General features: G+C 50.1%; 16 protein-coding genes. 11 read left to right on the forward strand and 5 right to left on the reverse strand.

Translation table 11 applies throughout. The features are described from left to right. The first annotated feature begins 338 nt into the window (after positions 1 to 338). From HJG40_RS02805 to HJG40_RS02815, 3 genes are read left to right on the forward strand one after another with little or no spacing between them, the layout of a single operon-like run. Complete coding sequence (locus HJG40_RS02805; protein ID WP_215862787.1) at positions 339 to 848, forward strand: hypothetical protein; 510 nt, start codon at positions 339 to 341, stop codon at positions 846 to 848. A gap of 31 nt (positions 849 to 879) precedes the next feature. Then, complete coding sequence (locus tag HJG40_RS02810) at positions 880 to 1,878, forward strand: aminoglycoside phosphotransferase family protein (protein WP_215862788.1); 999 nt, start codon at positions 880 to 882, stop codon at positions 1,876 to 1,878. A gap of 4 nt (positions 1,879 to 1,882) precedes the next feature. Continuing rightward, on the forward strand, positions 1,883 to 2,623 hold the full coding sequence (locus HJG40_RS02815) for an HAD family hydrolase (RefSeq protein WP_215862789.1): 741 nt from the start codon (positions 1,883 to 1,885) through the stop codon (positions 2,621 to 2,623). Positions 2,624 to 2,628: 5 nt separating this feature from the next. Here the strand turns inward: HJG40_RS02815 and HJG40_RS02820 are convergent, their stop codons facing one another. The 3 genes from HJG40_RS02820 to HJG40_RS02830 are packed head-to-tail and all read right to left on the reverse strand — an operon-like array spanning position 2,629 to position 4,821. Further along, positions 2,629 to 3,372 carry a TIGR02186 family protein gene (locus HJG40_RS02820; RefSeq protein WP_215862790.1) on the reverse strand — a complete coding sequence of 248 codons (744 nt, stop codon included), beginning with the start codon at positions 3,370 to 3,372 and terminating at the stop codon, positions 2,629 to 2,631. Then, on the reverse strand, positions 3,373 to 4,287 hold the full coding sequence (locus HJG40_RS02825; protein ID WP_215862791.1) for a sulfite exporter TauE/SafE family protein: 915 nt from the start codon (positions 4,285 to 4,287) through the stop codon (positions 3,373 to 3,375). It abuts the gene before it with no gap. After that, a complete protein-coding gene (locus HJG40_RS02830) occupies positions 4,288 to 4,821 on the reverse strand; it encodes a universal stress protein (RefSeq protein WP_215862792.1) in 534 nt (177 codons plus the stop codon). It abuts the gene before it with no gap. A gap of 203 nt (positions 4,822 to 5,024) precedes the next feature. On the opposite strand from HJG40_RS02830, the gene htpG reads away from it, so the two are divergent. The 7 genes from htpG (at position 5,025) to HJG40_RS02865 (ending at position 12,294) form a co-directional block, all read left to right on the forward strand. Further along, positions 5,025 to 6,917: a molecular chaperone HtpG gene (gene htpG, locus HJG40_RS02835; protein ID WP_215862793.1), complete on the forward strand. Its 1,893-nt coding sequence runs from the start codon at positions 5,025 to 5,027 to the stop codon at positions 6,915 to 6,917. 354 nt (positions 6,918 to 7,271) lie between these two features. Then, the gene (locus HJG40_RS02840) at positions 7,272 to 8,783 is read left to right on the forward strand and encodes a BamB-related PQQ repeat family beta-propellar protein (RefSeq protein ID WP_215862794.1); all 1,512 of its coding nucleotides are present in this window, start codon (positions 7,272 to 7,274) and stop codon (positions 8,781 to 8,783) included. 35 nt (positions 8,784 to 8,818) lie between these two features. After that, positions 8,819 to 9,895 (forward strand): TQO small subunit DoxD, encoded by a 1,077-nt coding sequence (locus HJG40_RS02845; protein WP_226856944.1) that lies wholly within the window; start codon positions 8,819 to 8,821, stop codon positions 9,893 to 9,895. Positions 9,896 to 9,961: 66 nt separating this feature from the next. Then, positions 9,962 to 10,516 carry a DNA-3-methyladenine glycosylase I gene (locus tag HJG40_RS02850; protein WP_215862796.1) on the forward strand — a complete coding sequence of 185 codons (555 nt, stop codon included), beginning with the start codon at positions 9,962 to 9,964 and terminating at the stop codon, positions 10,514 to 10,516. 355 nt (positions 10,517 to 10,871) lie between these two features. Further along, complete coding sequence (locus HJG40_RS02855) at positions 10,872 to 11,087, forward strand: hypothetical protein (RefSeq protein ID WP_215862797.1); 216 nt, start codon at positions 10,872 to 10,874, stop codon at positions 11,085 to 11,087. 52 nt (positions 11,088 to 11,139) lie between these two features. Beyond that, the gene (locus tag HJG40_RS02860; protein ID WP_010638546.1) at positions 11,140 to 11,409 is read left to right on the forward strand and encodes a hypothetical protein; all 270 of its coding nucleotides are present in this window, start codon (positions 11,140 to 11,142) and stop codon (positions 11,407 to 11,409) included. A 69-nt stretch (positions 11,410 to 11,478) separates the two neighbouring features. After that, positions 11,479 to 12,294, forward strand: a complete 816-nt coding sequence (locus tag HJG40_RS02865; RefSeq protein WP_215862798.1) for an outer membrane protein assembly factor BamD — start codon at positions 11,479 to 11,481, stop codon at positions 12,292 to 12,294. An 18-nt stretch (positions 12,295 to 12,312) separates the two neighbouring features. On the opposite strand, the gene HJG40_RS02870 is transcribed toward HJG40_RS02865, so the two are convergent. Continuing rightward, positions 12,313 to 13,812: an MDR family MFS transporter gene (locus HJG40_RS02870; RefSeq protein WP_215862799.1), complete on the reverse strand. Its 1,500-nt coding sequence runs from the start codon at positions 13,810 to 13,812 to the stop codon at positions 12,313 to 12,315. Then, on the reverse strand, positions 13,790 to 14,893 hold the full coding sequence (locus HJG40_RS02875; RefSeq protein ID WP_215862800.1) for an AI-2E family transporter: 1,104 nt from the start codon (positions 14,891 to 14,893) through the stop codon (positions 13,790 to 13,792). The genes HJG40_RS02870 and HJG40_RS02875 overlap by 23 nt, the downstream gene beginning before the upstream one ends. 285 nt (positions 14,894 to 15,178) lie before the next feature. Between HJG40_RS02875 and HJG40_RS02880 the strand changes: the two genes are divergently transcribed. Next, complete coding sequence (locus tag HJG40_RS02880) at positions 15,179 to 15,472, forward strand: hypothetical protein (protein WP_215862801.1); 294 nt, start codon at positions 15,179 to 15,181, stop codon at positions 15,470 to 15,472. Positions 15,473 to 15,640: the final 168 nt, after the last annotated feature.

The raw sequence follows: 15,640 nt of genomic DNA on the forward strand, positions 1-15,640 counted from the left end.
AACAAAACGGCAGTTTCTGGAATCATGGTTCTCCACGCATTGAGTGATTTTTGGCGGTTATTGTTCAGAATTAGTTTAACGGCTCTCAGTTACCCAAGCCAGGCACAGCACAGGACTGTTCATAGCCTTTCATGTCATACCAACAGTGCAGATCATGGATGAGGCCAAAAGAAACGATAAATACCGGCTTAACACTAAAAACTACGGTTGACCTGGGGGTTTTGCAGCGACTTTGGGCTGCGCGTCGTGTTGCCCGGTTTGGTCTCTGGTCTCAGACCATGATACAAATCAGTTGATGGCCTGGAACATCCGGGTATTCCGCAAAGGAGTGATGCACATTGGCCCCACGCAAATCTGCCCCTTCCAGGAAAAAACCCTGGATTCTGGTGGTCATTATCGCACTGATCACCACAGCCATTGTCATTGGCATTGCCCTCAATATTCCGTTATCCACGCAAGCCGTCAGTCCAACTCCTGAAAAACCGGTACCCAAGAAAACAAATGTTCCCAAACGGATGAAAAAAACTCTGGACTTGGGTTCTTTCGGGGTGATGGTGCGCAGTGCTGATGGTTCTGAAAAAGCATTGACCATTCACCCTGTTGCCATTCTTCACGGGCACGGACCCTGGCAGCCTCTACATAACGCCCAAAATCATTTTGAGAGCCTGATTGCTAATCCCTTCATGGCCTTTCCAGACTTGAATCAGGTTTCACATTCACCGACGGTACAGAAAGAACTCAGTCGTCAGATCATGGACAACATCGCCCCAACCCTGGCAAGACTGGAACCAGGCTGGACTATCGAACACATAGAGCTGCATCCCGCCCTTCAGGAACCACCATCATGAACAACGCGGGCGACAAAATGGAGCAGATTTTATGAAGTATCTCGGGCGACTGAATCCTCAGGATCCGCTTTTTGCCTATTTACGCGATGATGTTTATCCACAAATACTGCTCAATGATCACGTCCGTAATTTTCGGGTATTTCAGTTTCCTGCTTCCAATGAGGTTTTTCTATATGAAGAAACCCATTCTCAGCAAAAGGTGATTGGGAAATTTTTTCAGCGTCCGGGTAAAGATCCCCAAAACGCTTGGGACAGAGCCTGGAATGAATGGCAAAATCTGCATTATTTGCGCAATATCGGCCTCAATCATAAGCATTTTCATATTCCTCAGGCTTTTGGCATTGCCCGTCAGATGAATAGTCTGGTCGTGGAAGAATATTGTCCTGGTCAATCGTTATCGAGTGTTATGAGTCAGAGTCTTGCTGAACACCATGAAGATTTGCTTTATGCCCGTCTCACTGATCTCGCCTGGTTTTTAGCCAAGTTACATAACCATACTGCCGGCGCTGAGACCGTTCACTTTCATACCCAGTTTCCCTACTTTGATAAAATTGTGGCACGCCTGCAGCGACGCCACCGCATTACCGAGGCACAAATACGCGAAGTTTATGGATTTCGCGATCAGTGGCAGCAGTCTTCCTGTATGTGGAGTGATCAGGCGGTCCTGATTCATGGGGATGCCACGCCATCCAATTTTTTGTTTGCGCAACCCCGAACCATTATTGCCATTGATTTCGAGCGCATGAAGCGCGCTGATCGGGCCTACGACCTGGGCATGATTGCCGGTGAAATCAAGCATCATTTTCTGCGCAACACCCATCATGGTGAGCAGGCAGAGTCCTACATCGGTCATTTTCTCTGGGAGTACAGCACTCATTTTCCCGACCGACAGAAGGCATTTGCAGCCATCACTCAGAGAATTCCCTTTTATATGGGCATGACCTTGTTACGCATCGCCCGTAATTCCTGGCTGGACTGGCGTTACAGTCAAATTCTGGTTCATGCTGCACTCTCTGTTCTAAGGAGGTAGTCTCGTGTCTATTCGCGCTGTCTGTTTTGACTTGTATGGCACCCTGATCAACATAGAAACCAATGAAGACATGGAGGAAATTTATCGAGGAATTTCTCATTATCTGACCTATCACCGGGTATTCATGAACCGTCGGGAAGTGCGCGAACGCTACTTCGCTGTCATGAAAGAACGCAAACGCCAATCCACCGAACGCTATCCGGAAATTGATGTAGAAGCCATCTGGCATACCATTCTGATTCAGGAAAACAGCAAGCCTCTGAATGGCAGGGAAAAGCTGGCAAAGGAACTGGCGCGACTGCATCGCGGCATTTCCAGAACCCGTCTGGAACGTTATGAAGGGGTCAAAAGAACGCTCAAAAGCTTGCAGGAACAATACCAGCTTGCGCTCATTTCCGATGCCCAACGCTGCTTTGCCCTACCCGAAATGCGCGCATTAAATATCAAAAAGTATTTCGATATTCGCATCATTTCCGGTGATTACGGATATCGCAAGCCTGATTCCCGATTATTTCAGATGGCTGCTGAACAACTCGAAGTAGCACCACATCAGGCCATTTATGTGGGTAACGACATGTTTCGGGATATTTATGGTGCGCAACAGGCTGGATTTAAAACCATTTATATAGACTCCAACCAAGGATCAAAATCCTACAACGATATTCAGCCGGATTATTTCGCCCACGACTTTTATCAGGTACTGGATGGCGTGGCTTTTCTGGCGCAAAAACATGCAGACAACTGAATCCCTCAGGCTGAACGCCGACGCATGAGGATACCCAGAGCAAAGCCCAATCCTGCCAGAATAAACGTCAGAACAATGCCATAGACCCAGCTGTTCTCTCTGGCAAAACGGGCAATCCACGCTTGAAAACCGACCTGGCGAACATCAATCTGCTGCTTGCGCACTGCAACCACCTGTTGCTGTCGGACCAAATAAGTCAGTAATTGATAATGTCCCAGGGGTAATGACGCGGGCAACTTGATTTGCGCCGAAAACAATCCCTGCTTGAGAGTGACCCCTGCGGGTTCCACCACATAATTGCGGTGGCGAATTTTCTCGTCCAGAAAGGCTTTTTGCCAGGCATTCAAATGATCGGGTTCGGGAGCGAAATGGGCTTTATCTACCAGCGAAGACAGGGTTAATCCTAATTGCTGCAGGGTGTCATCAGGCAGAATGTGCCTAACCGGCTCAGAGGAAAGCCGCTGCCAGATGCCCGGAGCCTTGGTCACCGTTACCTTTGCACCATTCAGCCATATTGGTCCGGTTCGGGTTTTTTGCTGCATGGCTTCAGTACTGTCGGGCGAACGCAGTATGACAATGACCTGCCCCGGACCCGTGATGGCACCGTACACCAGCAGATTTTTCCCGACAAAGTGGCTGGTCACGTTTATCTTATCCGTACTGCTAGCCACCACCAGGGGCGTAGATGCTGCTGCCAGCATGCCAGTACTCATAGTCAGCAACATGAGCATCAGTCGCAGATAAAGCATCTACACTACCCGTGCCATGCTGAAAATGTGTTCGGGCGTAATGAATAATCCCAACCCCATTTTGATAGCTACTCCCACGACCACCAGGGCCAGCACCAGACGCAACTGTTCCCCCTTCATATGCGCCCCGGCCCGCGCCCCGAATTGCGTGCCGAAAATAGAGCCTAAAACCAAAGCCAGAGCCAGATAAGGATCTACGGCATGATTCATTCCCGCCTGCAGAATACCCACTTCAGCGGTGGTAAATAGCAATTGAAACAAGGAAGTGCCTACCACCACCTTGGTAGGCATTTTCAATACATAAAGCATGATGGGCACCATTACAAAGCCCCCACCCACGCCCATCAGCGCGGTAAGTAATCCCACGCCGAAACCCAGTAAAACCGGGGTCAGAAAAGAAAGACGCAATCCTGAAACCGGAAAATCCATTTGCCCTGGAAGGCGCTGCAGAATGGACTGATTTTTTGTCCGGTTTTTATGGGATGCCTGCCCATGCCGACCACGCAAAGCCAGCAGCGATTCAATTAACATGGAAGTGCCAATAACGCCCAGCAAAATGACGTAGAGAAAAGTCACCACCAGACTGAAGTGGCCACCCGCCTCCAGAATCCGGGCAATGTGTACGCCGATCAGCCCTCCCGTCCAACTCCCTGCCAACAGAACAAAGGCCATGCGCATATCGACATTACCCATGCGCCAGTGTGCATAACTGCCAATGGCCGAGCCTCCTACAATCTGGGCCGCTCCGGTACCCACGGCCACCAGTGGCGGGACCCCGATAAAAATCAGCAGGGGTGTAATCAAAATACCTCCACCCACTCCGGTTAATCCCGACAGGAAACCTACCGCCAAACCAAAGCTGACAATCAGCCAGATATTCACGTCCATATGCGCGATAGGCAGGAACAACTCCACTCAACGGTCTCCCTGTGACGAATCGGGACAAAAGACCGCAGAACACAATTGGTCGATATTCGTATCAGGCGGCACCAGCAATACCGGAACCGCCAATGCCAGACTCAGTTTTGCACCGAGTCCCCCAAGAAGATGGGGTAACCCTCGCGGTTTACTTTCTGTGCCAAAACCACGCTGTCCTACCACCACCATGATCGTTTCCGGAAGACTCTGGACCAAATGCGGAATTTCCTGTTCTGGATCCCCTTCCAGCAGAAAATATTCTGGCAACCCAATATCACAATGTTCTTCGATCCGTTCGGCGACGGCGCGCAGATTACTCTCCGCCTCAAGGCGGGCTTCTGCCAGTAGTCGATCTGTCAGATCACGGGAAAATAGTCCCCCGCCAAAACCCAGTGGATCATTGGCCACATGCAGGGACGTCACCAACCCGAGACGTGCACCTAGAAGACGCGAAAACCGCGCCGCCACAGCAGCCGCCAGCAAGGCATTTTGTGATCCATCAATAGCCGTCAACAAGACTGGATCTGACATAAACAACCTACAATGTTGAGAGATTCCATCAATATTAGAGGATGACCCTATGCCTGTCGAGGCGGCAAGCTCAATGCGCAAAATCCATGGTCCCGGCAGAACGGTGTATGAGTACTCTTGATTCTTGGTGACACAGGCCCCACTTCCCGTCTGTCCATTTAAATGATGCTGCTCAGACAAATTGTCTACATGAAGGAGAAATAATGACCACTAACAAGGAAACTCTACAATTTCAGACTGAAATCAATCAGCTGATGCATCTGATGATTCATTCTCTGTATTCAAACAAAGAGATTTTTCTGCGTGAACTGATTTCCAACGCGTCTGATGCCTGTGACAAGCTGCGTTTTGAAGCCTTGGCGGATCCCAGTCTGGTTGCGGGAGACAGCGAACTGAAAGTGGAGGTAGATTTTGATGCCGAACAAGGCACCTTAACTATCCGCGACAATGGTATCGGCATGAACCGCGACGAAGTCATTGCCAACATTGGAACCATTGCCAAGTCAGGAACCAAAGAGTTTTTTGAGCGACTGAGTGGCGATCAAAGTAAAGATGCCAAGCTGATTGGTCAATTTGGCGTCGGTTTTTATTCTGCCTTTATTGTCGCCGATCGTGTAACGCTGAGTACCCGTCGAGCCGGCATGGAAGTAGAACATGGCGTGCGCTGGGAGTCCGATGGAACAGGTGCCTACACCCTCGAAACCGTCGATTTACCGGAGCGTGGTACGGAGATAGTGCTGCATATCCGCGAAGATGAACGCCAGGACCTACTCAATCTCTGGCGCTTACGCGGTATTATCAACAAATACTCAGACCATATTCCCCTACCCATTCTGATGCGTAAAGCCGGCGAAGATGGTAAGCCCGGCGATAGCTGGGAGACCGTCAATAAAGCCTCTGCACTTTGGCAACGCGCCAAGTCCGAAATCAGCGATGCGGAATACAAGGAATTTTATCAGTACGTCAGCCACGACTATGCTGATCCACTGGCCTGGGTGCATAACCGGGTGGAAGGTCGCCTCGAATATACTTCTCTGCTCTACATTCCTGGCAAGGCACCTTTTGATCTTTGGGAACCCAATCAAACGCATGGCATCAAGCTTTACGTGCAGCGCGTTTTTATCATGGACGATACCGAACATCAGATTCTGCCCCGTTATTTGCGTTTTGTACGCGGCGTCATTGATTCCAGCGACCTCCCTCTTAATGTTTCCCGCGAAATTCTCCAGGGCAACCGCATCATTGACCAGATGCGCTCGGGTTCCATCAAACGGGTACTGGGCCTTTTAGAGGAAATGGCCGAAAAAGAACCCGAAAAATATCAAAACTTCTGGAATGAATTTGGACGGGCCCTGAAAGAAGGTCCTGGTGAAGATTTTGCCAATCGCGAACAAATCGCGAAATTATTACGTTTCGCCAGTACCCACACGGATGCCGAAACCCAAAATGTTTCTCTGGCGGATTATATTGGCCGTATGCGCGAAGGTCAGGACAAAATATATTATATTACTGCGGATACTTTTATTGCTGCCAAAAATAGTCCGCAACTGGAACTGCTCCGTAAAAAGGGTATTGAAGTATTACTGCTCAGCGACCGTGTAGATGAGTGGTTGACCAGCCACCTGCATGAATTTGAAGGCAAGGCACTGAGCTCTGTGGCCAAAGGCACACTCGATCTGGGTAGCATTGAAACCGAAGAAGAACGCAAATCTCAGGAAGCAATCGAAAAAACGGCTGAAGGTCTGGTGGAGCGCATCAAAAATGCGCTGGGTGATCGGGTTGAAGCGGTACGGGTTTCCCACCGGTTGACCAGTTCTCCTGCTTGCATGGTCTTGGGCGAACGGGACATGGCCCTGTATATGCAGCAATTATTGAAGCAGGCTGGGCACGAAGTGCCCAGTACCAAGCCCACCCTGGAAATCAACCCTACCCATCCAATGTTGACCCGCATTGAAAGCGAAAAAGATGCGTCACGCTTTGCTGAATGGTCATCGCTGTTACTGGATCAGGCGATTTTGACCGAGGGCGGACAACTGGAGGACCCTGCTGGCTTTGTGGCTCGTCTCAACCAGTTAATGCTCGCCTTAGCAGGCTGACATATCGACTGACCCTCTTGTTCAACGGTCATGGCATCACCTTCTACTCAACAGAAGGTGATGCCATTTTTTTGTCTGCTTTTTTATTAAAAAAATAATACCACTTATTTTAATTCACAAAATATATAATAGTTGACATTCTTTTTAAGATACCAAGTGTAATCCTATGTAACCATGTTTCAATTTTTTACATTTATATTATTGATATCTTATATCGAGAGGTTTAGGGTTCAGTAACTCAATGATGATACTGAATTATTCATTAACAAATTAGAATTTTCTAATTATTCAGCACGCCTCATGAGAGAATTTACAACGAGATTGTTTCACATTTTCAACGCGCGAGGAGAAGTGATGAAATTCCGCAAGATAGTCATATTGTCAGCAGTCAGCATCTTGATTTCCGGGACCGCCTGGGCGCAGACCAATCAGGTTCCCCAGGATCCCATTAACAATACCCTGGACCCCCAAAGTCCCTTTGCGACGCTATATTTACCGCAAAATGCGCCACAGGCAAATGATCAGGTCGGTCCTTCGGAGTGGACCCACGCCTATGGAAACCCTCAGCACAATGCCGGATTCCCTGTTGCTCACAACGCCCCCCGTTGGATTCGTGATGGCGTCCGCTGGAATTTCCCTGAAGCCCGGGCCTGGCCACTCAATGATAACCATCCCTACGGCGAAAAAGTCGATGGCATCAAGGAAGCACTCCCGGTACAAACCCAATTTTATGGAAATGCTCTGGGCGTTTCGGTGGTCAAAGGGGTCGTGTATGCAGAAAGTGATGACATGTTTGCTTACGCCGTCAATGCCCAAACTGGCAAGCTGATTTGGCGGAGCAGCCCGGTAGCCAATACCCTCATGGGTAATCCTTTGGTCGTCGGCAAAAAGGTCTATCTATCTGCGGGGAGTGTGTCTTTCAATTTTGCCAATGTCATGGAGTATTCCAAGCATCCCAGGCAGGCCGGGCGCGGCAAGGATATCAGTTACAACGGGATTTTCTGCCTGGATCGTCAGGATGGCAAGCTGCTCTGGAGTTTCAAGACCCAGGGTGATGCCATGCCCACCCCGGCCTATGCGGACCACTCGCTTTTCATCAGCACCGGCGACGGCAATATTTACCGGATTCACTCCACAGATGGAAAGGCCATCTGGAAAACCCATGTAGGGGGCATAGCCAACATGTCCAGCCCCGTAGTCTGGAAAAACCACGTTTACGTCTCCATGTCCGTCATCCCCGGTCTTTATGCACTGAATATCAATAACGGCAAGGTGTTGTGGAAGGGTGAAATTCCCGGTGCCGTCAACACCGGCATGGGCGATGTCTCTCCTGTTGTGGATAATGGCATTGTCGTCATGGACACCGTGGCCAACCCCAAAATGGTGGATGGCAAACCCACCATGGAAACCCTGGTTCGGGCTTTTAATGCCAATACCGGACAAGTTCTGTGGACAAACAATATGGGACGTGGCCCCAAGATTCCGGCCTTCAAGGGCGGGGTTCCCATGATTCATGATGGGATGGTTTATGTCGGTTCTCCTGTCACCTCGACCTATGAGGCCATGAATCTGCATACCGGTAAAGTGGCATGGACCTGGCACGTACCCAATCCTGGTCCTGCCGGAGCAGGACGCGGTGCACCGACGTACTATGAAAATATGCTCTATATTTCTACCGGACCGGATATTTATGCCATTCAGCCTAAAACCGGTCAGATGGTTCACGAATATCATGTCGGAGGTCGCTTTGGCATCGTGAATCCCACCATTGTCGGGGGCACCATGTACCTGGGGAACTCGTGGGACTGGATCAATGCCGTACCGGTCAAGGACGTCAATCCGCAATTCAACGCCAACAAGGCTTAAATAAGGCTTAACAGAGGTTCAGAATGGCAACGACCATGAAATCTGCAGCAACCGATCAAGCCACGCAACATGCGTGGCGCATACTGGCCATTGGCATGCTCGCCGTACGTTTTGTCCAGGGCTGGATTTACTGGGGTGGCGGCTCCCGTCGCTTTATTTATGGCCCCCAGAAAATCAATCCGGCCGGACACTGGATGGCTTACAAGTTTCAAACCGCCATGCCGGGAGCCATTCTTGGCTTGAATCATCTGGTGGCTTTTTTACTGCACCATTTTGTCCTGCTTTATGCGGGCGTCATCATTTTCAGCGCGGTAGAGCTGATTTCCGGATTGATGTTGTTATCCGGCTTTATGACTCGCCTCGCGGCTTTTTTAACCCTGGGTCTTTCTTTTACGCTAATGCTGTTGTTTGGCTGGCAGGGTGCTACCTGTATTGATGAATGGACCATGGCGGCATCCAACTTTGGCATGGGCATCACCCTGCTCCTCGTTGGTGGTGGTGCATACTCCATTGATAACTGGATGATGAAACGCAATCCGGCTTTGGCCCAGAAAGGCTGGTTTCGCTGGCTGGGAGGCAGTTTACCCCTGCCCCTGTCTGACGGCGCTTTCAAAAAGCTGGCCCTGACCCTGTTCTGGATTGCAGTCATTTTCATTGTCGCCACCTATTCTTACTATCGTGGCTCAGTGATCACCCCCTTCCACGGCGATCCTACCGGCGTGAAGGCTCACCATGTCAAAATGACCGATGTGCAGGTTCTTCCAGATGGCCGAGTGGATGTGCACATGTATATTAATGCAGGAACGGCTTCCGTACCGGCGCATATTATTGCCATCCGCCTGCTGGATTATAATGGCAAAGTCGTGGAGTCCTGGGATGGCAAGCAGCTTTCCCATCTGAATCCCAAGGATATTCACAATGATTTTGCCTACCAGCAATTTGCTCCAGATAAAATTCTGGGCCTAAAGGCAGGTCTGGGTGCAGAAGCCATGCTGCATCTGCCAGTCAGCAGTACGGGCTTTATCAACACCAGCTCCGGTCCTTACCAGTTGCAAGTACTGAACATCAATGGTCAGAAAGTGGAAGTAAGCGCACAAATCGCCGCCCATTAAGGGCATTTGACGCGAACCGTTCGGCGGGAGACGATGCCGTTTGTTTCTCACCGAACGGATTTTTGCATGCAACGCTGTGCGTGGGTACCTCTCGATAAAGCGGATTATGTGCAATATCACGATCTGGAATGGGGTGTTCCCGTCCATGATGACCGGCAACTTTTTGAAATGCTCATTCTGGAAGGCAGCCAGGCCGGGCTGAATTGGTACACTATCCTCAAAAAGCGGGCAGCGTATCGTCAGGCTTTTCACCACTTTGACCCTGAAGGGGTGGCCAGGATGCCGGACACAGAGCTGGAAATGCTTCTAAACAACCCGGAAATTATCCGCAATCGCCTGAAAGTCTATGCAGCACGGGATAATGCGCGCATTTTTCTCACCATTCAAAAAGAATTCGGTTCTTTTGATGCGTACGTCTGGCGATTTGTCGATGGTCAGCCCCTGGTCAACCACCCCGGCAGTATGCTTGAAGTGCCCGCCCGTAACGAAATATCGGATGCCCTATCCAAAGATCTCAAAAAACGCGGTATGCGCTTCGTCGGCCCGACCATCATGTATGCCTATATGCAAGCTGTCGGCATGGTCAATGATCACAGCACCGACTGCTTCAAAAGTTTGTAGTCCATTATTATCCTAAAAACGGCCGTTGCCGTGGGTGCTTTGCAGCGACTTTTGTTCTGAGCCGTTGTTGTTCTTGGCGAAATCCAGCGCCCGTCAGGAGAGCTGTTTGAGCCCGTAGGGCGAGTTCTCTCCTGACAGCAGGATGAGCCTTAGAACAACAGGCGAGGAACAACGGAGCAAAAAGCACCCACGGCAACGGCCGTTTTTAGGATAATCCGGAAAGCGGTTGTTGGCCGGTAGGCATTGCTGCGACTTTGGCCCGCGCCTTTGTTGGCTTGGCGTCATCAGAAAGGCTTGCATTTTCGTTTTGTTCGGTTTACTGTATTTATATACAGTAACCGTAAGGAGGCTTATCATGATTACGCATCATTCTACTCTTCAGCTCTGGACCAAAACCATGGGAATCATTGTCTTTGGGGCATTCATCGGTGTCTGGCTCGGCCATCAGGATAAGCACTATCAGCCCGGCCCAAGTTCAGTCATGGAAACTGTCGCAGTCCAGCAAGTGCAGTATCTACCGGCCAGTGCACAAAATCCCGGCATGCCCCAAGATCAGCGTCCACAAATATGAGATCGTGCTAAACTGCTGCGCGACTACCATCCACCATTTGCAGAGGAAAACATTGGAACTTGATCACAAGGCCCGTGAGGCCATTGAAGACATCATCAACCGCCGGGAAGGCATCAATTCCATTCAGGCACAGTTGAAAGAAGACATGAAGGCCATTGCCGAATATCTGGCCGTCAAACCGGCCCAAGTGGCGCGTCTGATTAATCTGGTAGAACGGGAACGCGCCAAGGGAGATGTACTCGAAACCGAACGTGGCGTCATTGATGCCGCTGAATCCATGGTTCCGGTAACCGCTTCTGCCCAAGAGCCTGCACCCATTTAAGGCAGCCGGGGAACTTCTGGCAGATTGTCGGCGTCATACTGGTTGATCCTGAATAATAGTGAACCAGAGATGCCGCCGCTTACCATTCGTACTTACAAAACCGCCTTACCTTCATTTCTTTTTATTTCTGTGCTGATGACCTTGTCTTTGTCCGGTTGCGCCAGCACACCCGATCGCGAGCATACCCATGTTCATGTGGCACCTGTTGCGCAAATGTTCAGACCGGCCCAGGAAGCTCTGCATCGGGGCGATTACGATCGAGCCATCCGGCAATTTGAAAATTTGCAGACAGAATATCCCTACGGCCCCTATTCTGAGCAGTCCCAACTGGATACTGCCTACGCTTATTACCAGTCTGGCGATTCCAAAGCGGCGGCGGCAGCAGCCTCGGCTTTTATCAAGGCGCATCCCGCAAATCCACATGTTGTTTATGCTTATTATCTGAAGGCTCTTGCCGAATATGAAGGCATTGAGGGTCCGGAATATACCCCTACTCCTGACTATGAAGCATTAAACACCTTCACCTATCTGGCCAAAACCTTTCCCAAGACACCATACGCAGTCAGTGCCCGACTACACATTGCCAAAATTATCGACATTCTCGGCCAGCGTAATCTTAATATCTGCAAGTTTTATTATATTCGCGATGCTTATGTGGCCTCAGCCAATCGCTGCAGCAGGGTCATCACTGATTATCAACTCAGTCCGGCCCGTGAAGAAGCGCTGTATTATTTAAGTAAATCCTACCTGCATTTGAATTTGAACCAGCAAGCACGGACCACAGCGGCCATATTACATGCCAACTATCCCCAGGGACGATTCACAAAAAGGCTGCGCGCACTTTGGGAACATGCACCCCAAGCCAGCACAGCCTCCGTCGGTTAATATTGGTTACCTAAAGCATTAGCTCTCTCCATTCGAGAGAGCCTCCCGATCCTGACGTTTTTTCAAAAGACTTTGCATATCTTCCAGAAACCAGGCACCGACAAATGCAGCCAGACTAAAACTGGCGGCTATCAAAAAATCCGTACGCAAGGTCTGAACAATCATGGCAGCGTGTTCAGCAGATGACGCCACACCGGCCATTAATCCAGAAAAAACGGCACCAAAAGCAGCCACTCCCAAGGTTCCGCCCATGGAGCGAAATAAGGTAACCGTCGAAGTAGCCACTCCGAGATTTTTATGCGGAACCGCCAATTGAGCTGACAACACTAATACCTGCATGGTCATGCCAAGACCAAGGCCCAACAACACCAAAGCACCGTCGATATGCCACATCGGGGTCTGCTCACCGAGCCTGGAAAGCCAACCCAAAGAAACCGTGATCAGCAGCGCACCGATAATGGGAAACTCCCGATAACGCTGTTTATGGCTGATCCGCCGCCCAGCCATAATGGACATGGACAACATTCCGACCAAAAGATATAACAATTCGAGTCCCGACATGGTGGGTGAAAAATGGCGAACATCCTGGAGATAAATAGGTAAAAAACTGATGGAACCCAACATGGCTAAGCCCACAAAAAAAGACAGGATGACACTCAGGGTAAACGTCCGGAAGTTAAAAAAAGACAGTGGTAGCAATGGTTGAGGATGGTGTTTTTCAAAGATGAAAAACCCTGCGAAACTACCCAATCCCAGCGCCAGCATTAACCATAATTCGGGAGAGTTCCAGGCCAATATCGGACCTGCCACGCTGGCAAATAACACCAGTGCACTTAATCCCGTAATCAGCAAAATGGTCCCCCAGACATCCATAATCCATTCTGCCGTACGTAGAGGTTTGGGAAAAGCGGTTCCAATAACCAGCAAGGCAAATATACCAATGGGTACATTAATATAAAAAATCCAGCGCCAGCTCAACGTTTCCACAATAAACCCGCCCAGAAAAGGGCCAATTAAAGTTGCCAAACCAAAAGCCGCACCGACCAGCCCCTGATAGCGTCCTCTTTGGGTTACCGGAATAAAATCCGAAATAGAGGCAATGGCTGTTACCAGTAAACCGCCACCACCAATACCCTGTAAGGCACGGAACAGGATGAGTTCATCAATATTTTGAGCCAATCCCGAAAGGGCTGACCCAGCCAGAAATAATAGTACAGCGGATTGCAGCAAATATTTGCGGCCCAGCAAGTCACCGAGTTTGCCATACACCGGCAAACAGACCGTGGAGGTCAGCAAATAAGCCGTGACAATCCAAGGCAATTTAGCCAACCCATTCAGATCACGAGCAATAGTCGGCAAGGCTGTCGAAACAACAGTCTGGTCCATCGCCGCGAGAAAAATGGAGGACAAAATAGCGACAAACATCAGCCGCGCCGACCAATCCAGCTGAAATTTTTTTTCGTTGTTGATAGTGACTGGTTTTATGTCCTGCGTATCAGCTCGATTGCTCTGCGTCATCACTCTTCCACCCCTGCCACCAGGCCATCAACATGCCCATCAGCATCGGGCCCACAAAAATACCCAAAATACCCAGCACCGAAAGCCCCCCAATGAGCCCCATAAAAATCAGCATGAACGGCATTCTTGAACGACCACCGATGAGTAACGGTTTCAACAAATTATCTGCCAATGTGGTGATAATATTACCGGCAATAAATATCACCAATGCCAGTAGCGGTTCAGATGCCGCCAACCAGACCCACAAGGTCACACCGGTAAATACTGCCGAAGCACCAAAGGGAATTACGGAAAACACGCCAGATACCGTCCCCCAGATTAATGCATGCGGTACTCCGCAGGCGGCGTATAACGCCCAAAACAACAGGGCTTCAAACAAACCGGTAATTACGACGCTCCAGAAAGTGCCTCGCAAAATATCAAGGCCACGGGCAACCACCTTCCACACTTCAGCACCAGCCAGTCCGGTGACACGTTCTGCCAGTCCCTGGGCCAACGTTTCGCCATGCAATAAAAAGAAAAACAGGAGCAGCAACGCCAGACTGGCATTTAAAGCCGTATCTTCGGCACCGCCAAGAACATTGAGCACCATTTGCCCATGAGCCAGCAACGCATCCGAGCCCCCGAGAACCTGCAATCCCGTCAAATGCGGGGCCAAAAGGACACTTTTTGCACTGATTCCGGGTAAAAATGCGCCAAGCCAACCCGTAGCAACGCGCCATAAATGTCGCAACGGATCCAGTAAAATGAACGGCAAATGCTGACTCATCCAAGCGGGTAAAGCCCAGTGCGAAAGTTCTTCCCGGGAAACCCACGGGCCGAGCAAATGCAGTCCGCGCAGCATTTCTAAAATCACAAAGGCCAGCGGCAAAAGAATCAAACTGGCCGCAGTCAGGGCAAAAAACAAAGCGCCCAAAGGTCGCCATCGCCCCGGAATGCGCGCCACAAACGGCCAGAAAACCACGGACAGCACCCCCGACCAGGCCAAAGCTGACCAAAAATCCTGCAATATCCAAATCAATGCAAAAACAAGCAGTAAAATGGGTAACCAACGCTGCACGGACTGAGCACGATCCGTCAAAATGCTGCCCTCGCCTGAAATAACTTTTCTATTATGCCTGAAACTGCATTTTGGAGCGTCATAAAACCGCGCCGACAGTGCGTGCGGCCGAGCGCCAAAAGGCCAGGGAAAGTAAAAGCCTTGAACTGGGATATTGATGCCAGTGTCGCTCTGAGGTGTTTTTTGAAGGACACATCATTTTTTTAAGGATTTTCAAGGCCCGCAAAATGATTATTATTGACGACTTCCGAGGCGACAACATAGCCTCAAAACATCATAGCACCCAACTCGTCGAAGGATTGTCTCATGCGTACTACACTGGATATCGAAGACGATGTGCTTGAAGCCGCACCTGAACTGGCGCGGCGTGAGCATATCAGTGCAGGTGCAGCAGTATCCCGACTTTTACGTGTCGCGTTTACCGGCCATTTCCCCATATCCATAACACCGCCTGAGACCACCATAGTGAATGGCTTCCGCCCCATCTCGGCTAATAACACGCTCGTCAGCGATAGTCTCATCGACCGGCTACGCGGCGGATCTGCCCTTGTTTTACCCATCAGACGAATGCGTCATTCTGTCTCGTGGGCGCCGACCTAGACTGGACGGATGAACTGATTTTGCTGGGTTTATAGCCTGCCGGTGCAGGGCAATTTTGCGACATTACGATGAGGCTACTCATTTTTGGTTGAACCCGGAAACTCACGGCGGGCATGCACCACGTTCACCACCTCAATGCAGGTGGCTGTGACACGATAGAGCACGATG

The sequence above is a fragment of the Acidithiobacillus concretivorus genome (assembly GCF_018853445.1).
Lineage (GTDB): Bacteria > Pseudomonadota > Gammaproteobacteria > Acidithiobacillales > Acidithiobacillaceae > Acidithiobacillus > Acidithiobacillus concretivorus.

Coding starts and splice junctions, on each gene's coding strand:
- HJG40_RS02830 (WP_215862792.1), bottom strand. CDS start 4,821: ATGTCAGATCCAGTCTTGTTGACGGCTATTGATGGATCACAAAATGCC.
- HJG40_RS02820 (WP_215862790.1), bottom strand. CDS start 3,372: ATGCTTTATCTGCGACTGATGCTCATGTTGCTGACTATGAGTACTGGC.
- HJG40_RS02870 (WP_215862799.1), bottom strand. CDS start 13,812: ATGACGCAGAGCAATCGAGCTGATACGCAGGACATAAAACCAGTCACT.
- HJG40_RS02855 (WP_215862797.1), top strand. CDS start 10,872: ATGATTACGCATCATTCTACTCTTCAGCTCTGGACCAAAACCATGGGA.
- HJG40_RS02810 (WP_215862788.1), top strand. CDS start 880: ATGAAGTATCTCGGGCGACTGAATCCTCAGGATCCGCTTTTTGCCTAT.
- HJG40_RS02880 (WP_215862801.1), top strand. CDS start 15,179: ATGCGTACTACACTGGATATCGAAGACGATGTGCTTGAAGCCGCACCT.
- HJG40_RS02840 (WP_215862794.1), top strand. CDS start 7,272: ATGAAATTCCGCAAGATAGTCATATTGTCAGCAGTCAGCATCTTGATT.
- HJG40_RS02845 (WP_226856944.1), top strand. CDS start 8,819: ATGAAATCTGCAGCAACCGATCAAGCCACGCAACATGCGTGGCGCATA.
- HJG40_RS02865 (WP_215862798.1), top strand. CDS start 11,479: ATGCCGCCGCTTACCATTCGTACTTACAAAACCGCCTTACCTTCATTT.
- htpG (WP_215862793.1), top strand. CDS start 5,025: ATGACCACTAACAAGGAAACTCTACAATTTCAGACTGAAATCAATCAG.
- HJG40_RS02850 (WP_215862796.1), top strand. CDS start 9,962: ATGCAACGCTGTGCGTGGGTACCTCTCGATAAAGCGGATTATGTGCAA.